This window comes from Pseudomonas benzopyrenica (assembly GCF_036884265.1).
Lineage (GTDB): Bacteria > Pseudomonadota > Gammaproteobacteria > Pseudomonadales > Pseudomonadaceae > Chryseomonas > Chryseomonas benzopyrenica.
Map to the genome: position 1 here is coordinate 2,185,330 of NZ_CP145723.1, position 18,237 is coordinate 2,203,566.

An 18,237-nucleotide genomic window follows, 5' to 3' on the forward strand; every position below is an offset into this window, starting at 1 on the left:
CCTCACTTGGCCTTGCGACGGGCGGCAGGGCTACGCCGACTGGTCGAGCGGCCAGAACTCTTGGGCTTGGGTGCATCCTTGGCCTTGTCCTGCTTGCCACCCAGGCTGCGGCGCAGCAATTCGGTGAGGTCGATGACGTCGGCGCCACTGTCTTCGGGTTCGGGTTCTTCAGCAACGGCTTCGAGCTTGCCATCCTTGAGCTTGCGCTCGACCAGGGCCATGACGTTGTCCTTGAAGGTGTCGTGGTACTGGTCCGGATCCCATTGCTCGGTCATGTCGTCCACCAGGCGCTGGGCCATGTCCACTTCCTTCTTGCTCACCTTGGCATCCAACCCTTCGAGTCCGACGTCTTCCGCGGACCGCACCTCGTCGGCCCAGCGCAGGGTATTGAGTACCAGGGCATCGCCCAGCGGCATGATCACCGCCAGGTGCTGCTTGGAGTGCATCACCAGGTTGGCCACCCCGACCTTGCCGGCGGCGCTCAGGGTGTCACGGAGCAGGGCATAGACCTTTTCGCCATTCTTGTCCGGCGCCAGGTAATAGGGCTTCTCGAAGTGCAGGATGGAGATCTCGCGCGCCTCGACGAAGGTCAGGATGTCGATGGTGCGGGTGGCCTCGGGCAGGGCGTTGTGGATCTCGTCCTCGCTGAGCACCACGTACTTGCCCTTGCCATGTTCGATGCCCTTGACGATGTGTTCGCTGGGCACCTCCTTGCCGGTGGTCTTGTTGATGCGCTTGTAGCCCACCGGGTCGAGGCTGCGTTCGTCCAGCCAATCGAAGTCGATGCCCGACTGCCGGGTCGCCGAGACCACCGAGACGGGGATGTGCACCAGGCCGAAGCTGACGGCGCCTTTCCAGATCGAGCGGGGCATGGACGTTCTCCTTGAGGGGTGTTCCTCTATGGATAGGCCGGCGATCCACCCGGTTCCGCCCCGGGGAACCCCGCTTCGTTGTTGGGTTCTACCCCCCGAACGACGATTTTGCCGTTGCAGGTGCAAGGTAGAGAGGAGCAGGGCGTGGACAGTGTCGATCAGGAAGTTTTGCGCAAGACCCTGGCCTGGCGACGGGAGGGCCATGGCGTCAGCCTGTTCACCGTGGTCCAGACCTGGGGCAGCTCGCCGCGGCCGCCGGGCGCCATGCTGGCCCTGCGCGACGATGGCCAGGTCTGTGGCTCCGTGTCCGGTGGCTGCATCGAGGACGATCTGATCGCCCGACTGCACGCCGGCCAATTCGCCGGGGAACGCCCGGAGATCATCACCTACGGTGTTTCCGGCGACGAAGCGGCGCGTTTCGGGCTGCCCTGTGGCGGTACCTTGCGCCTGGTCCAGGAGCAGGTCGACGACTGGCGCTGGGTGGAACAGCTGCTACAGCGCTGCGACGATCATGAACTGGCCCTGCGCGAGCTGGACCTGGCCACTGGCGAGGTGCGGATCTCCAGCACCACGCGCGACGAGCCGGTCACCCTGGACGAACGACGCCTGCGCCTGGTGCATGGGCCACGCTGGCGCCTGCTGCTGATCGGTGCCGGTCAGCTGTCGCTCTATGTCGCCGACATGGCCGCCATGCTCGATTTCGAAGTGCTGGTCTGCGATCCCCGTGAGGAGTTCCGCCAGGGGTGGGAAACGCGCCAGGCGCGTTTTATCTCCGGCATGCCGGACGATGCGGTGCTATCCATCCGCCCGGACGAACGCACCGCGGTGGTGGCCCTGACCCACGATCCGCGCCTGGATGACCTGGCGTTGCTGACGGCGCTGCAGTCCGATGCCTTCTATGTCGGCGCCCTGGGTTCGCTGCGCAACAATGACCGCCGTCGTGAGCGACTGCTGCAGCTGGAGGTGCCAGTGGCGGCCATCAACCGCCTGCATGGCCCCATCGGCCTGCATATCGGCAGCCATACGCCGCCGGAGATCGCGCTGTCGCTGCTGGCGGAGGTGGTAGCGGTCAAGAACGGCATCGCCCTAACCCAGAAGAAGCGGGCCCTGGTGGCGGTGGAACAGGTCGCCTAGGGATGACAGGGGTACAGGTGCTCGTCCTGGCAGCCGGAGCCGGTAGCCGTTTCCGCGTAGCGGGCGGTGACGACAAGCTGCAGGCACCATTGCCCGGTCACCCCGAATCGACGGTATTGCAAGCCACCTTTCGCCTCTGGAAGAGCCTGGATCTGCCCTGCCTGGCAGTGGTCGCGAGCGGGGCCCCCTGGCGCGCCGAGCTGGCCCGAGAGGAAGGCCTGGAAGTGCTGACTCTGCCCACCACCGGCATGGGCGACAGCCTGGCCGCCGCGGTGCGAGCGACGCCGGACGCATCTGGTTGGCTGGTCGCCCTGGGCGACATGCCCTTCGTGCAGCCCGCTACGGCGCGACAGCTGCTGGCGCTGCATGACCCCGCGCGCGTCGTCGTACCCGTTTTCCAGGGAAAGCGCGGTCACCCCGTGCTCTTTGGTCGGAATTTTGCCGCTGCGCTGGGCGACCTCCAGGGCGACGAAGGAGCGAAACGGCTCTTGCGCCAGGCGTCGGTGCTAGAGCGGAAGGTGACGGACGTCGGTATCCACTTTGACATCGATACCCCCGCTGACCTTGAAAAAACACCCTCGATGGCTCTCGAACTTCCTCATTTCGCTGTTCTTCCAACGCAGGAGAACGCTATTCGGGGCAAGACGATCATGAACACCATCGAGTCCATGCTGGACTATCTCAAGGATCACGAGCTGCAGCTCACCACGGCGGAATCCTGCACCGCGGGCAAGGTAGTAGGGTTGCTGTCGGAAATACCTGGCAGCGGCAGTTGTATCGAGTCCGGTTACGTCGTCTATTCGCCCGAAGCCAAGCAACGTCTGTTGGGCGTCAAGCCGGAGACGATCGAGCGGCATAACCTCACCAGCGAAGCCGTGGCACGAGAGATGGCCGCGGGCGCCCTGCGCGACAGTCCGGCCCAGGTGGCCATCGCCAATACCGGGCTGGCCGGGCCGGGCGGGGCGGATGGCATTCCCCAGGGAACCGTCTGTTTCGCCTGGGGCTACCGGGTCAGTGACGACATCGTGCTCTATTCCGAAACCCAGCATTTCGCCGGCGACCGCGAGGCCGTGCAGCTGGCCGCGGCCCGGCACAGCTTGAACGCCGTAGTGCCCTATCATCAACGTCTCGAACGCGAATCAGAGGAGAATGCCCGATGACCGAAGCCCTTCAGCGCGACATCATCCAGGCCCTGCAGGTACCCGAGCAATTCGATCCAGCCCAGGAGGCCGAGCGGCGCATCCAGTTTCTCAAGGATTATCTGCTCAACAGCCGCCAGGAGAGCTATGTGCTGGGCATCAGTGGCGGTGTGGATTCCTCCACCGCCGGCCGCCTGGCGCAGCTGGCCGTAGAGCGCGCGCGCGAGGAGAGCGGCAACGCACGTCTGAGATTCATCGCCATGCGCCTGCCCTATGGTGTCCAGCGTGATGAGGAAGATGCCCAGCGCGCGCTCAAATTCATCCAGCCGGACGAGACCCATACCGTCAACATCAAGCCGGCCAGCGACGCCATGCTCGCCTCGGTGCGCGAGGCGCAGGTGGCCTTCGATGACGAGCTCCATGAAGACTTCACGCTGGGTAACATCAAGGCGCGTCAGCGCATGATCGCCCAATACGCCGTGGCCGGCGCCCGTGGAGGGCTGGTGATAGGCACCGACCATGCGGCGGAGGCTCTGATGGGCTTCTATACCAAATTCGGCGATGGCGCCTGCGATCTCACGCCCTTGCACGGCCTCAACAAACGGCGGGTCCGGGCCGTGGCCGAATGGCTGGGGGCGCCGGACGATCTGGTACACAAGGTGCCCACCGCTGATCTGGAATCCCTCTCACCGGGCAAGGCCGACGAAGATGCCTTCGGCATCACCTACGCCGAAATCGACGACTTCCTCGAAGGCAAAGCGGTGAGCCCGGCAACCCTGGAGATCATCCTCAACACTTACCGGCGCAGTGCCCATAAGCGTGATCTTCCCTATACCCCTTTCTAATTGATTCAAAGGGTTAGGACGTTTTATAAAGGTTTTTTCTGACGTCCGTTCCTGAATATTGCCCGCCTTTCAGCCTGCGTCCCGGTATATCCCAGCGAATACCGGGACACAGGCTTCTTTATTTATAAATAACTTTATATTCCTGTCATAAGCAGATGATATTTATGGATTTTATCCATTTTTCAGAAGCGATCGGTCATTGCCGTTTGGCTGAACTTTTGCGCGCCCTCGGTGCTCAGACTCTTTCAGACACACCCGCGTGAGTGCTTCCGGTTGCAGTTGGGCCGCGGCTGTCTGGAGTGGTGTCCTCCTGGGCATCGCTACGGGTTACCGATCCCTCTGCGAGGGGTTGGCCAGCCGGGCCTCTTTGGCGGAAAGCCAAGCAGTAGTGGGTTCATGACCTAGGTCGCAGCGCTTGAGCGCTGCGACCTTTCACGCGTCTCTAGATGGAGTCAGGCTCGATGTCGAACACCGATCTCCCCGGTTCTTTTTCCGCGCTTTCCCTCGATCCCGCCACGGCTGCCCAGACCCCGCGCATCGCCATCGAATCGGTCACCCCGGCCGTGGACAATGGCCAGTTTGCCGCCAAAGGTATCGCCGGTCGGGTCGTCGAGGTGACTGCCAAGATCTTCGCCGATGGCCACGACAAGCTGGCTGCCAGCGTGCTCTGGCGTCAAGAGGGCGAGGAGAACTGGCAACAGGCTCCGCTGACCCTGGAAACCAACGATCTCTGGCGCGGCCGCTTCACACCGCCGGCCGTGGGTCGTTACGAATTCGTGGTCCAGGCCTGGTGGGACGTCTGGGGTACCTATCGCTACGAGATCGAGAAGAAGTACGCCGCGGGTGTCGGCCTGAACCTGGAGTTGCAGGAAGGCCGCATCCATGTGGAACAGGCGCTGTCTCGCGCTGAAGGCGAGCAGCGCGGTCCGTTGGAGGCGCTACTGCAGCGCCTCGATCAGGCGGGCAGTGAGGGTGACAAGGTCGCCGTGCTGCTGGCGGGTGAGGCCAGCCAGGCCATGGCACCTGTGGATGCCTATGTGCATCTGACCCACAGCATCGAATACCCGCTGGACATCGAGCGCCTGCGCGCCGAATTCGCCAGTTGGTACGAACTCTTCCCACGCTCGATCACCGATGACCCCCAGCGCCACGGCACCTTCCGTAACGTGATCGGCGAATTGCCGCGTGTCCGCGACATGGGTTTCGATGTCCTGTACTTCCCGCCGATCCACCCGATCGGCCTGGCCCACCGTAAGGGCAAGAACAATACCCTGGGGGCGGGCGCGGATCAGCCGGGCAGTCCCTATGCCATCGGTAGCCCCGATGGCGGCCACGATGCCGTGCATCCCGAGCTAGGTACCCTGGAGGACTTCCGCGCCCTGGTGGCCGCGGCCGCCGACCACGGTCTGGAGATCGCCCTGGACTTCGCCATACAGTGTTCGCCCGACCATCCATGGCTCAAGGAACATCCGGGCTGGTTCTCCTGGCGGCCGGATGGGTCCATGCGCTATGCGGAGAACCCGCCGAAGAAGTACCAGGACATCGTCAACGTCGACTTCTATGCCAAGGATGCCGTGCCGGATCTGTGGCTGGCGCTGCGTGACGTGGTCTGGCACTGGGTGGAGCAGGGCGTGAAGATCTTCCGCGTAGACAACCCCCACACCAAGCCGCTGCCGTTCTGGGAATGGCTGATCGCGGACATCCGTGGGCGCGACGCCGATGTCATGTTCCTCGCCGAAGCCTTCACCAAGCCAGCGATGATGGCGCGCCTGGGCAAGGTGGGTTATAGCCAGAGCTACACCTATTTCACCTGGCGCAACACCAAGGCTGAGCTGACCGAGTATTTCACCCAGCTCAACGAAGCGCCGCTGCGCGATTGCTACCGGCCGAATTTCTTCGTCAACACGCCGGACATCAACCCGGGCTTCCTGCAGACCAGTGGCCGTCCCGGCTTCCTGATCCGCGCGGCCCTGGCCACCATGGGTTCCGGTCTGTGGGGCATGTACGCCGGCTTCGAGCTCTGTGAGGGCGCGCCCCTCACGCCCGGCAAGGAGGAATACCTGGATTCGGAGAAGTACGAGCTGCGCCCGCGCGACTTCTATGCGCCGGGCAACATAATGGGCGAGATCGCCCAGCTCAACCGGATCCGCCGGCAGAACCCCGCCTTGCAAACCCATCTGGGGCTCAAGGTCTACACCTGCTGGAACGACCAGATCCTCTATTTCGGCAAACGCACCGACGACCTGGGCAACTTCATCCTGGTGGCAATCAACCTGGATCCCTTCAACGCCCAGGAAGGCCATTTCGAACTGCCATTGTGGGAGCTGGGCCTTGACGATCACGCCACCACCTATGGCGAAGACCTGATGACCGGGCACCGCTGGGCCTGGCACGGCAAGACCCAATGGACACGGCTGGAGCTGTCGATGCCCTTCGGCATCTGGCGCATCCAGGCGGGCCACTAGCGACCTCGCAGGCGGGTCGACCAGGCAGCGGGAGACATCCCGGCGTGCCTGGTCCGATCCGTCCCCATCGCCGGGCGGCATGGACGACCGGCGCACGCATCTGATTCAGACGCCCTGTTAAGGACCTGACGACATGGCAAAACCCAATAAAGCTCGTTCCCGCAAACCTGCCGCCTTCATCGACGATCCGCTGTGGTACAAGGACGCGATCATTTACCAGGTGCACGTGAAGTCGTTCTTCGACTCCAACAACGATGGCATCGGCGACTTCCCCGGCCTGATCGACAAGTTGGACTACATCGCCAGCCTGGGCGTCAACACCATCTGGCTGCTACCGTTCTATCCCTCGCCGCGCCGCGACGACGGCTACGACATCGCCGAGTATCGTGGCATCCATCCCGACTACGGCACCATGGCTGACGCCAAGCGATTCATCGCCGAAGCCCATGCCCGTGGCCTGCGGGTGATCACCGAGCTGGTCATCAACCACACGTCCGACCAGCACCCTTGGTTCCAGCGCGCCCGCCGCGCCAAGAAGGGCTCGGCGGCGCGCAATTTCTACGTCTGGTCCGACGATGACCAGAAGTACGATGGCACCCGCATCATCTTCCTCGACACCGAGAAGTCCAACTGGACCTGGGACCCGGTCGCCGGCCAGTACTTCTGGCACCGCTTCTATTCCCACCAGCCGGACCTCAACTTCGACAATCCCCAGGTCATGAAGGCCGTCATCTCGATCATGAGGTACTGGCTGGATCTGGGTGTCGACGGTCTGCGTCTGGATGCCATTCCCTATCTGGTGGAGCGCGACGGCACCAATAACGAGAACCTGCCCGAGACCCACGTGGTGCTCAAGGAGATTCGCGCCGAGATCGACGCCAACTATCCGGACCGTATGCTGCTGGCCGAGGCCAACCAGTGGCCGGAAGACACCCAGCTGTATTTCGGCGATGGCGACGAATGCCACATGGCCTTCCACTTCCCGCTGATGCCGCGCATGTACATGGCCATCGCCCAGGAAGATCGCTTCCCCATCACCGATATCCTGCGCCAGACCCCGGAGATCCCGGCCAATTGCCAGTGGTCGATCTTTCTGCGCAACCACGATGAACTGACCCTGGAGATGGTCACCGACCGCGAGCGGGACTATCTCTGGAACTACTACGCCTCGGATCGCCGCGCGCGCATCAACCTCGGCATCCGTCGTCGCCTGGCGCCGCTGCTGGAACGCGACCGTCGCCGTATCGAGCTGCTCAACAGCCTGTTGCTGTCGATGCCCGGTACCCCGACGATGTACTACGGCGACGAAATCGGCATGGGTGACAACATTCACCTGGGCGACCGCGATGGCGTACGGACCCCGATGCAGTGGTCGGTCGACCGCAACGGTGGCTTCTCCCGCGCAGACCCAGCCAGCCTGGTGCTGCCGTCGATCATGGACCCGCTCTACGGCTACCAGGCGATCAACGTCGAGGCCCAGTCCCGCGATCCCCATTCGCTGCTCAATTGGACGCGGCGCATGCTGGCCGTGCGCAAGCAGCAGAAGGCGTTCGGCCGCGGCACCCTGAAGATGCTGTCGCCCACCAACAGACGCATCCTGGCCTACCTGCGCGATTTCACCAATGCCCAGGGTGAGCACGAGACCATCCTCTGCGTGGCCAACGTTTCCCGTGCCGCCCAGGCGGTGGAGCTGGACCTGTCCAACTTCGCCGGTCAGGTGCCGGTAGAAATGATCGGCGGCAGCGCCTTCCCGCCCATCGGCCAGCTGCCCTACATGCTGACCCTGCCGCCCTATGGCTTCTACTGGTTCTACCTGGCCGGCAACGAACAAATGCCCGCCTGGCACACCGAGCCCCCAGCGCCGATGCCCGACTACCAGACGGTGGTCATCAAGCGCAATCTGCAGGAGCTGCTCGACGGTGAGCCGCGCCGCATCTTCGAAGAGGTGCTGCCGGTCTATCTGCCCAAGCGCCGCTGGTTCGGTTCCAAGGACGAGGCCATCACCGGCGTGCGTCTGGACTACGCCGCCCAGATCAATACCCCCAAGCTGCCGGTGATGTTCAGCGAAGTGGTGGTGACCAACGCCAAGGGCGAGGAGCGTTATGCGCTGCCCCTGGGTTTCCTTGCTGAGGAAGACCAGCACTGCAGCCCGCTGGCGACCCAACTGGCCATTTCTCGCATCCGTCATGTGCGCCGCGTGGGCCTGGTGACCGACGCCTTCGCCCTGACCAGCTTCGTGCATGGCGTGTTCGACGCCTTCCACAAGGGCGCCAAGCTTGCCGTGCCCGCGGGTGAACTGCGCTTCGAGGTCTACGATCAGGCGGAGGACTTCGCCCTGGATCCGGACATCGAGATCAAGCACCTGGGCGTGGAGCAATCCAACAGTTCGCTGATCGTCGGCGATCACCTGATGCTCAAGCTGATCCGCAAGGTGGCGCCGGGCATCCATCCGGAAGTGGAGATGGGCCGCTATCTGGCCCAGGCCGGATTCGCCAATATCGCCGCGACCCACGCCGTGGCCCAACGCGTCGCCGCGGATGGCACGCCGCACGTACTGATGCTGGTCCAGCAGCACATCCACAACCAGGGTGATGCCTGGACCTGGAGCCTGGACGGGCTGGATCGCGTCACCCGCGATCTGCTCAGTGGCGGCATCTCCGACGTGGAGAACGAATTCACCGCCATGGGCGATCTGACGGTCTTCGCTGGCGTACTGGGCAAGCGTCTCGGTGAAATGCATCGGGTGCTGGCGCAGCCCACCGAGGATGCAGCCTTCGCCCCCGAGACCGTGGACGCCCAGGCGGCCAAGGAACTGGCGCATCGCGTGCGCGTCCAGGTCGACGGCGCTCTGGATACCCTGCAGGGCATGGGCGACCAGCTCGATGCTACCGGCAAGGAGCTGCTGCAGCGCCTGGTCGGCAAGCGCGAAGCCCTGGCCAAGCGGATCGAGGCCCTGGCCGCCGACGTCGAGGGTGGTCTGCGTATCCGTGTCCACGGCGATCTGCACCTGGGTCAGGTGCTGGTGGCCCAGGACGATGCCATCCTCATCGACTTCGAAGGCGAGCCGGCGCGGTCGCTGGAAGAACGCCGCGGCAAGTACGGTCCGCATAAGGACGTCGCCGGGGTGCTGCGCTCCTTCGACTACGCGGCGGCCATGGTCACCCAGTCGAGCAACGCCGGCGCCGATACCTCGGAAGAGCATCTGCAACTGCGTGCCAAGGCGGCAGAGACCTACCGCAATGCGTCCTACGCAGCCTTCCTGGAAGGCTATCGCACTGCGGCGGCCGACATCGGCCACCAGTGGAGCGAGCGGGGCGAGCAGGCGGCGCTGGATCTCTACAGCCTGGAGAAGGCGGTCTATGAGATAGGCTACGAGGCTGCCAATCGACCCACCTGGATCAACATCCCGCTACGTGGCGTCGCCGCCATCGTCGAGACCCTCTTGTCCGGAGCCCGCGCATGACCGATCACAATACCGCCCCCGTCGCTCCCCTGGACGACGCCCGGCTCTCGGCTGCCGAAGCCGAGTCGCTGGCCCGCGGCGAGCACGGCAATCCCTTCGCCGTGCTCGGTCCCCATCCCGATGGCGAGGGCGTGATCGTCCGCGCCTTTCTGCCCAGTGCCCTGGGTGTCGAACTGGTCGATCGCGTCAGCGGTCGGCCCCTGGCCCAGATGCAGCCCGGGCGGGTGCCCGGCCTGTTCGTCGCACGGCTGGAGTACGCCGCGCCCTACAAGCTGATCATCCGCTGGCCCAGCGGCGTTCAGGAAACCGAGGATCCCTATTCCTTCGGCCTGTTGCTTGGGGAGACCGATCTCTACCTGTTCAACGAAGGCCGCCACCGCAATCTCGGCGAGACCTTTGGCGCCCAACGCTGCCAGGTCGACGGCATCGAGGGTGTGCGCTTCGCGGTCTGGGCGCCCAATGCCCGGCGCGTCTCCGTGGTAGGCGACTTCAACAGCTGGGATGGCCGCCGCCTGCCCATGCGTCTGCGTGCCAACAGTGGCGTCTGGGAGCTGTTCGTCCCGCGCCTGCCGGTCGGCACGGCCTACAAGTACGAGATCCTCGGCCAGCACGGCGTGTTGCCGCTCAAGGCCGACCCCATCGCTCTGGCGGCGGAGTTGCCACCGCGCACTGCCTCGGTGGTGGCCGACAACAAGCCTTTCACTTGGCACGATCAGGACTGGATGGCTCGCCGTCGCGAGTTGCAAGGCGTGGAAGCGCCTATCTCGGTCTACGAATTGCACGCCGGTTCCTGGCGCCGCGAAGGGGGTGACGAGGGGCGCCAGTACAACTGGCGCGAGCTGGCGGAGCGCTTGATTCCCTACGTCCGCGAGATGGGCTTCACCCATATCGAGCTGCTGCCGATCATGGAGCATCCCTTCAGCGGTTCCTGGGGCTACCAGCCGCTGGGCCAGTTCGCGCCCACCTCGCGCTTCGGCACCCCGGCGGATTTCGCTGCCTTCGTCGATGCCTGCCACCAGGCGGACATCGGTGTCATCCTCGACTGGGTCCCGGCGCATTTCCCCACCGACGAACACGGCCTGGCCCGTTTCGACGGTACCGCCCTGTACGAATACGAGCACCCCTTCGAAGGCTTCCACCAGGACTGGAACACCTACATCTACAACCTGGGGCGCCACGAGGTGCATGGCTTCATGCTGGCCTCGGCCATGCATTGGCTCAAGCACTTCCACATCGACGGCCTGCGGGTGGATGCCGTGGCCTCCATGCTCTACCGCGACTATTCGCGCAAGCACGGTGAGTGGATTCCCAACATCCACGGCGGTCGCGAGAACCTGGAGACCATCGCCTTCCTGCGTCACCTCAACGAGGTGGTCCACGAAGAGGCGCCAGGCGCGCTGGTGATCGCCGAGGAATCCACCTCCTGGCCGGGCGTCAGCGCACCGGTCAGCGAAGGGGGGTTGGGTTTCGACTTCAAGTGGAACATGGGCTGGATGAACGACACCCTCCACTATGTGGAAGAGGATCCGGTCTATCGCCAGTACCATCACCACCAGATGACCTTTGGCCTGGTGTACGCCTGGTCCGAACGCTTCATGCTGCCCATCTCCCATGATGAGGTGGTGCACGGCAAGGGCTCGATGATCGAGAAGATGCCGGGCGACGTTTGGCAGAAGTTCGCCAACCTGCGTACCTACCTGAGCTTCATGTGGACCCACCCGGGCAAGAAGCTGCTGTTCATGGGCTGCGAATTCGGTCAGTGGCGCGAGTGGAGTCATGATCGCGAGCTGGACTGGTTCCTGCTGGAGCACGGTACCCACCGGGGCGTGCAGCAGCTGCTGGCCGATCTCAACCACCTCTATCGTCACGAGCCAGCCCTGCACGAGCGCGATCACTTGCCGGAAGGCTTCGACTGGGTGGTCGGCGACGACAATGGCAACAGCGTCTTCGCCTGGCTGCGCAAGGACGCCCAGCAGCGACCGCTGCTGGTCATCGCCAACTTCACCCCAGTGCCGCGTCACGACTACCGAGTGGGCGTGCCTGCACTGGGCCACTGGCAGGAGATCTTCAACAGCGATGCCGAGCGCTACGGTGGCTCCAATCTGGGCAATGGCGGCGGCGTGACGGCCGAGGAAATCGGCGCCCACGGCCAGCCGGCCTCGCTGAATCTGCAAGTGCCACCGCTGGGTCTGCTGGTGTTCAAGCCGCAGGGCTGATCCGGGAGCGCCCCATACGGGGCGCGTTCCGCTGACAGGCATCCCCGTTCTGGGCGATGCTTGTCAGGCATCTGGCCACCGAGAACCCCATGATCGATCTCGCCGAATGGAATCTGACGGTTCCCGTACCCATGCCCGTGGCCCAGGTACAGACCGCCGAACTCAACAGCAGCGCCTTTCGCAGCCCCTACCTCACGCGCGGCGAGGGGGGATCGCTGGTGTTCTGGGTCCCGGTGACCGGCACCCCGCAGCCCTTCAACAGCTATCCCGCCACCGAGCTACGCGAGACGCGTCCGGACGGCAGTGCCTATGCCTGGAAGTACCGTGAGGCGGATGCCCTGCTGCAGGCCGAGGCGGCGGTGCAGCAGGTGCCGTCACGCCCTGAGGTCATCATCAGCCAGATCGAGGACCAGACCCCGATACCGGCCGCGCCTCAGGCACTGTTGCAATTGGTCTATCGGGTGGAAAGTCAGGCCATGGGCAATGGACAGGTCGCCCAGGGTCAACTGATCGCCCGGTTGCGAGAGAGCCCCAGCGACAGCCCCAAGGACGTCATTCTGCTGGAACACCTGCCCCTCAACAGTCGCTTCAGCTACGACATCAAGCTGGCGCGCAGTGGCGTGCTCACCATACGTGCCCATGGTGCCGGTTCACGAAATGGGGATCTAGGTCTGCAACTGGACAACGCTTGGAGCAACCATCACCTGTATTTCAAGGCGGGCGCCCACTTACGTGACGGGGAAGGAGCCGCCACCGAGGGCGGACGGGTACTCTTCTACCGGCTGATTTCCATGCACCAGCCCAATAATCGGTAGGCCCGTCTCAGGTGGCATGCTTTTCCTGCTGCTTGCGCTCTTCGCGCCGATCATTGCTCACCTTGAGCTTCTTGGCACGACCTTCCAAGGCGAAGTAGAGCACCGCAGCGATCAGCAGCGGGATGATGAAATACAGCGTCCGATAGCCGAGCAGGGCGGCGATGATCTTGCCCTGGCTGAGGCCGTCATTGGCCAGCAGCGCGATGAAGACCGTCTCCAGTACGCCGACGCCAGCCGGGATATGCACGATGACCATGGCGATGCTGGAGAGCAGCAGTACGCCGAGCACATGCAGATAGTCCACCTGACGGCCGAGGAAGAGATAGACGATGGCGGCCATGGCCATCCAGTTGATCGAAGACACCAGCAGTTGCAGGCAGGCCATGCGCAGCGAGGGCAGGGCGAGCCGCTGCTTGCGCACCGTCCATTCGCGCTGTTTGGCGAAGGCGCAGACACCCAGGTAGAAGACGATGAAGGTCAGCAGGCCGAAGCCGATCAACCGTAGCGTGGTGTCGCCGACGAACCAGTTGGGCGGCATGTCCACCACACCGCTGACGAAGATGCCACCGGCGAGCAACACGTACCCCAGCCAGTTGGTGGCGATGCTCAGGGAGAAGATGCGGGTAATGGTGCCACTGGAAAGACCCAATCGCGAGTAGAGGCGATACCTCATGCCGATGCCGCCGACCCAAGTGCTCAGGGTCAGGGTAAAGGCGTAGCAGATGAAGGACACCAGGAACACCTGGCGCTTGACCAGCTTGTGCCCGCAATAGGCCCGACCGATGAGGTCGTAGCAGCCGTACATGATGTAGGACAGCACCACCAGGCCACCGGCCATGGCCAGCGTCGTCCACTTGTAGCCGGTAAAGACCTTCCAGACCTCGCCCCAGTCGACCTTCCGGGCGTAGATCACCAGCAGCACCACGACCGCGATCAGAAACACCCAGGTCAGGATCTTCTTGGCCAGGACCCAGCGGCCGTTCTGCGGCTTGGCGGCAGTCTGCCCGTCTTCCTGGTCGTCGGCGTGATCCAGGGTGTCGCTGTGGCTGCTCATCGTTGGGGATACCTTGAAATCGGGGAATCGACCCGGTCCTGGGTTTCCAGCTCGGGCTGCACCGGTGGACTCACCAGTTCGATCTTGGGGGTATGACCGGGCAGCCAGCCGACCCAGGCGGGGAAGTGGCGCAAAAAGTGGAAGACCAGCATCGTCTTGGCCAGGTGCCAATAGGTGCGCTTGGGCACCTTGCTGCTGTCGACGTGCTCGCAGTGATGCTGGATCAGGGTCTCCAGGCGACCGCGCAATTCACGGTTGAAGGCGTGGTCATGGAAGATCAGGTTGCATTCGAGATTGAGCGAAAGACTCAAGGGGTCCAGGTTGCTCGAACCCACGGTGGACCAGTGCTCGTCCATGGTCGCCACCTTGCCGTGCAAGGGGCGCAGGCAGTATTCGTAGATCTCCACCCCGGCCTTGACTAGGTAGTTGTAGAGCATCTGGGCGCCGACCTTGACGATGGCCATGTCCGGCTCGCCCTGCACGATCAGCACCACTCGGACGCCGCGCTGCGCCGCGTTGCGCATCTCCCGCAGCAGGCGATAGCCCGGGAAGAAGTAGGCGTTGGCGATCACCACCTCGCGTTTGGCGTTGCGCAGCATTTCCAGGTAGTGCTTTTCGATGTCGGCGCGATGTTCGTCGTTGTCGCGGTACACCAGCAGGGCCTGGGCATTGCCCGGGTTGCGGTTGTTGGCCGGCTTCTGCGAGCGCTTGCCCCACCAGCGGTGGGTTTCCTCAGGCGAGTTGATGGCGTCGCGAGCGAAGCGATGGATATCGTCGACGATGGGGCCTTCCACCTCGACGGCGTAGTCCTGCTTGGCTTCCGGCCCGAAGTCACCCAGGTGCTCGGCGGAATAGTTGATGCCACCGATGAAGCCCAGGCGGGCATCCACCACCACGATCTTGCGATGCAGGCGGCGGAAGAGGTTGGTCCTCATGCCCATGACCAGCGGGCGCGGATCGTAGTAGCGGAAGCGCACGCCGGCATGGACCATCTCATCGATGAAATCACGCGGCAGATCGGGCGAGCCATAGGCGTCCACGGTGATGTCCACCTGGACACCACGCTTGGCCGCCGCCACCAGTTCTTGCTGCAGGCCCTGACCCACCTTGTCGTAGAACAGGATGAAGGTCTCGATGATGATCTCGCGCTCCGCCTCGCGGATCGCCTCGAAAACCCGGGGAAAGAAGTCCTCGCCGTTTTCCAGCAAGGCGATGCGGTTTCCGTCCCGCCACTCGAAGTTCATAGGTGAAAGTCCGCAGCCAGGGGTGCGTGGTCGGAGAGGTGCGACCACGGCTGATTGCCCAGCACCTGTGGGCGACCGACGCTGACGTTACGGGTATAGATGCGATCCAGGCAGAGCAGGGGACGCTTCGCCGGGAAGGTCTTGGGCAGCCGCCCTGCGGTCTTCATGAACACCTCTTCGAGTCCCGCGCCCTGGCCAAGGATGTCGTTGGCCTTCTGGCGCCAGTCGTTGAAGTCCCCCGCCACCACGACGGGCGCGTCGCTGGGCAGGGAATTGATGTGTTCGCAGATCAGCTTCATCTGCATCTGGCGATGCTTTTCCCGCAACCCCAGATGGACACAGATGACATGCAGATCCACCCCTTGATCCGGTACGCGCAGGACGCAATGCAGCATCCCGCGTTTTTCCGGACCGGCGATGGAAATGTCGAAGTTGTCGTAACTGACGATGGGAAACTTCGACAGCACCGCATTACCGTGATGGCCGTCCGGGTAGACCGCATTGCGCCCGTAGGCGAAATCGGTCCACATCGAATCGGCCAGGAACTCGTACTGCGGCGCCGCCGGCCAGTTCTCGAAGCGCAACGGGTGCTTTTCGTGGGTACCCAATACCTCCTGCAAGAAGACAATGTCCGCTGACACCGTCCGCACCGCCTCGCGCAATTCCGGCAAGATGAACTTGCGGTTGAAGGACGTGAAGCCCTTGTGCGTGTTGATGGTCAGGACCTTGAACGAAAAACCCTGTTGCGCGTTCGTCATGCCTGGCGCTTCCTCCGCTTGGTCTGGGTCAGCTCGAACAGCAATACCGAGCGTCCGGTGACCTGATAGGTGTCTCCGAAATTGAAGACGTCGCCGGCATCCAGGTCAGGCTGATTGGTATCCAGCTGCAGGGACCAATGCTCGCCCATGGGGACTTCCGGCAGGGTGAAATCCACCACGTCATAATGAGCATTGACCAGAATCAGCAGCGAGGTATCCGCGCCCTTGCGACGAATGCCGGTCGGCTGGGCACGGCCATCGAGCAGGATGCCCATGCACTTGTTGCTGCCGTCCTGCCACTGCTCGTCGCCCATCTCGGTGCCGCCGGGCTGCAGCCAGGTGACATCCTTGACGCCCAGTTCCTCGTTGTAGGCACCGGTGAAGAAGCGGCTGCGACGCAGCAGCGGATAGCGACGGCGCAGGTCGATCAGGTTGCGCACGTATTCCTGCAGTTCGGCGCTCTTTTCGCTGATCTCCCAGTTGACCCAGCCGATCTCGCTGTCCTGGCAGTAACCGTTATTGTTGCCGCCTTGGGTACGGGCGAATTCGTCACCGGCCAGCAGCATCGGCGTGCCCTGGGAGAGGAAGAGGGTGGCCAGCAGGTTGCGCATCTGGCGATAGCGCAGTTCGATGATTTCCGGATCGTCGGTCTCGCCTTCGACACCACAGTTCCACGACAGATTGTGGGAATGGCCGTCGTTGTTGCCTTCGCCGTTGGCCTCATTGTGCTTGTCGTTGTACGACACGGTGTCGGCCAGGGTGAAGCCGTCGTGGGCGGTCACGAAGTTCACCGACGAATAGGGCTTGCGACCGCGACGGTTGAACTTGTCGCCGGAGCCCAGGAAGATCTTCGCGAAATCGCCGATCTTGTCTTCGTCACCCTTCCAGAAGGCCCGCGCGGTATCACGGAAGGTATCGTTCCACTCCATCCAGCCGGGTGGGAAGTTGCCGACCTGGTAGCCGCCGGGACCGCAGTCCCAGGGTTCGGCGATGAGCTTGGTCTCGGCCAGGATCGGATCCTGACGGCAGGCGTGCAGGAAGCCGCCGCCTTCGTCGAAGCCATCCGGCTCGCGGCCCAGGATGGTGGCCAGGTCGAAGCGGAAGCCGTCCACGCCCATCTCGGTCGCCCAGTAGCGCAGCGAATCGGTCACCATCTGCAGCACGCAGGGATGGCTCATGTTCAGGGTGTTGCCGGTGCCGGTGTCGTTGATGTAGTAGCGCGCATCATCGGGCATCAGGCGGTAGTAGTTGGCGTTGTCGATGCCCTTCAGCGAGAGGGTCGGGCCCATCTCGTTGCCTTCCGCGGTGTGGTTGTAGACCACGTCGAGAATGACCTCGAGGCCGGCATTGTGCATGCGCGCGACCATCACCTTGAATTCGCCGATGGACTGGCTGGCCATGTAGCGCGAATGCGGCGCGAAGAAAGCCAGGGTGTTGTAGCCCCAGAAGTTCTTCAGGCCCTTTTCCAGCAGGTGGTTGTCGTCCAGGAAGTAGTGGATCGGCATCAGCTCGACGGAGGTTATGCCGAGGGACTTGATGTAGTCGATGACCTCGCTTTCCTGCAGGCCGGAGAAGGTACCGCGGGCACTTTCCGGGACGGCCGGGTGCTGCATGGTGTAACCCCGGACGTGGGTCTCGTAGAACACGGTGCGATCACGCGGGACCCGCGGATGGGTGGTGTTGCCCCAGGTGAAGGCGGGGTCGATGACCCGGCAGCGCGGCATGAAGGGCGCGCTGTCACGCTCGTCGAAGGACAGGTCGCCATCGGCGTGGCCGATGGTGTAGCCGAACAGGGCGTCGTTCCACTCCAGCTCGCCGACGATCTGCTTGGCATAGGGATCGATCAGCAGCTTGTTGTGATTGAAGCGATGGCCGTTCTGCGGCTCGTACGGGCCGTGTACCCGGTAGCCGTAGAGGGTGCCGGGACGGGCATCGGGCAGATAGCCGTGCCAGATCTCATTGGTGAATTCCGGCAGTTCGATGCGCTCGATTTCTTCCTTGCCTTCATCGTCGAAGAGGCAGAGTTCGACCTTGGTGGCGTTGGCGGAAAAGATGGCGAAGTTCACGCCGGAGCCGTCCCAGGTAGCGCCCAGGGGATAGGGCAGGCCTTCACGAACACGAGACTTGGACTTACTGATGAAAGTGGTTGCTTCGGTTAACGGCTTGTTGGACTCAGTTGAAGTCATTTCGACGCTCTCGGGATAGCTAGGAAGGAAGTAGCTCTGACTCGGC

The 18,237-nt window shown here is 63.4% G+C and carries 12 protein-coding genes and 1 pseudogene; 8 read left to right on the forward strand and 5 right to left on the reverse strand.

Annotated elements, in window-relative coordinates; all coding sequences use genetic code 11:
* Positions 1-2: 2 nt before the first annotated feature.
* Positions 3-872 carry a Ku protein gene (locus V6W80_RS10295; protein WP_064308800.1) on the reverse strand — a complete coding sequence of 290 codons (870 nt, stop codon included), beginning with the start codon at positions 870-872 and terminating at the stop codon, positions 3-5.
* A 144-nt stretch (positions 873-1,016) separates the two neighbouring features.
* Here V6W80_RS10295 and V6W80_RS10300 point away from each other — a divergent pair, with 144 nt between their 5' ends.
* The 8 genes and pseudogenes from V6W80_RS10300 (at position 1,017) to V6W80_RS10335 (ending at position 12,949) form a co-directional block, all read left to right on the forward strand.
* Positions 1,017-2,006 carry an XdhC family protein gene (locus V6W80_RS10300; protein WP_338546921.1) on the forward strand — a complete coding sequence of 330 codons (990 nt, stop codon included), beginning with the start codon at positions 1,017-1,019 and terminating at the stop codon, positions 2,004-2,006.
* A gap of 2 nt (positions 2,007-2,008) precedes the next feature.
* A pseudogene (locus tag V6W80_RS10305) lies at positions 2,009-2,446 on the forward strand (nucleotidyltransferase family protein); the annotation flags it as partial.
* A 210-nt stretch (positions 2,447-2,656) separates the two neighbouring features.
* Positions 2,657-3,166 (forward strand): CinA family protein, encoded by a 510-nt coding sequence (locus tag V6W80_RS10310; protein ID WP_338547399.1) that lies wholly within the window; start codon positions 2,657-2,659, stop codon positions 3,164-3,166.
* Entirely contained in the window at positions 3,163-3,990 is an 828-nt protein-coding gene (gene nadE, locus V6W80_RS10315; protein ID WP_338546923.1) for an ammonia-dependent NAD(+) synthetase, read from the forward strand. Before V6W80_RS10310 ends, nadE begins: the two co-directional genes overlap by 4 nt.
* A 461-nt stretch (positions 3,991-4,451) precedes the next feature.
* Positions 4,452-6,455 carry an alpha-1,4-glucan--maltose-1-phosphate maltosyltransferase gene (locus tag V6W80_RS10320; RefSeq protein ID WP_338546925.1) on the forward strand — a complete coding sequence of 668 codons (2,004 nt, stop codon included), beginning with the start codon at positions 4,452-4,454 and terminating at the stop codon, positions 6,453-6,455.
* A 133-nt stretch (positions 6,456-6,588) separates the two neighbouring features.
* Positions 6,589-9,918, forward strand: coding sequence for a maltose alpha-D-glucosyltransferase (treS, locus tag V6W80_RS10325; protein ID WP_184288495.1), 3,330 nt, complete (start codon positions 6,589-6,591; stop codon positions 9,916-9,918).
* Positions 9,915-12,134, forward strand: a complete 2,220-nt coding sequence (glgB, locus tag V6W80_RS10330; protein WP_338546928.1) for a 1,4-alpha-glucan branching protein GlgB — start codon at positions 9,915-9,917, stop codon at positions 12,132-12,134. The genes treS and glgB overlap by 4 nt, the downstream gene beginning before the upstream one ends.
* An 89-nt stretch (positions 12,135-12,223) precedes the next feature.
* The gene (locus V6W80_RS10335; protein ID WP_338546930.1) at positions 12,224-12,949 is read left to right on the forward strand and encodes a polysaccharide lyase family 7 protein; all 726 of its coding nucleotides are present in this window, start codon (positions 12,224-12,226) and stop codon (positions 12,947-12,949) included.
* Between the two features lie 7 nt (positions 12,950-12,956).
* Here the strand turns inward: V6W80_RS10335 and V6W80_RS10340 are convergent, their stop codons facing one another.
* Genes V6W80_RS10340 through glgX form a run of 4 tightly spaced genes read right to left on the reverse strand, consistent with a single transcriptional unit; the run spans position 12,957 to position 18,191 of the window.
* Positions 12,957-14,003: a lysylphosphatidylglycerol synthase transmembrane domain-containing protein gene (locus tag V6W80_RS10340; RefSeq protein WP_338546932.1), complete on the reverse strand. Its 1,047-nt coding sequence runs from the start codon at positions 14,001-14,003 to the stop codon at positions 12,957-12,959.
* Positions 14,000-15,247: a cardiolipin synthase ClsB gene (gene clsB, locus V6W80_RS10345; RefSeq protein ID WP_338546934.1), complete on the reverse strand. Its 1,248-nt coding sequence runs from the start codon at positions 15,245-15,247 to the stop codon at positions 14,000-14,002. Before clsB ends, V6W80_RS10340 begins: the two co-directional genes overlap by 4 nt.
* On the reverse strand, positions 15,244-16,005 hold the full coding sequence (locus V6W80_RS10350) for an endonuclease/exonuclease/phosphatase family protein (protein WP_017639947.1): 762 nt from the start codon (positions 16,003-16,005) through the stop codon (positions 15,244-15,246). Before V6W80_RS10350 ends, clsB begins: the two co-directional genes overlap by 4 nt.
* Complete coding sequence (glgX, locus tag V6W80_RS10355) at positions 16,002-18,191, reverse strand: glycogen debranching protein GlgX (RefSeq protein ID WP_231893088.1); 2,190 nt, start codon at positions 18,189-18,191, stop codon at positions 16,002-16,004. The genes V6W80_RS10350 and glgX overlap by 4 nt, the downstream gene beginning before the upstream one ends.
* Positions 18,192-18,237: the final 46 nt, after the last annotated feature.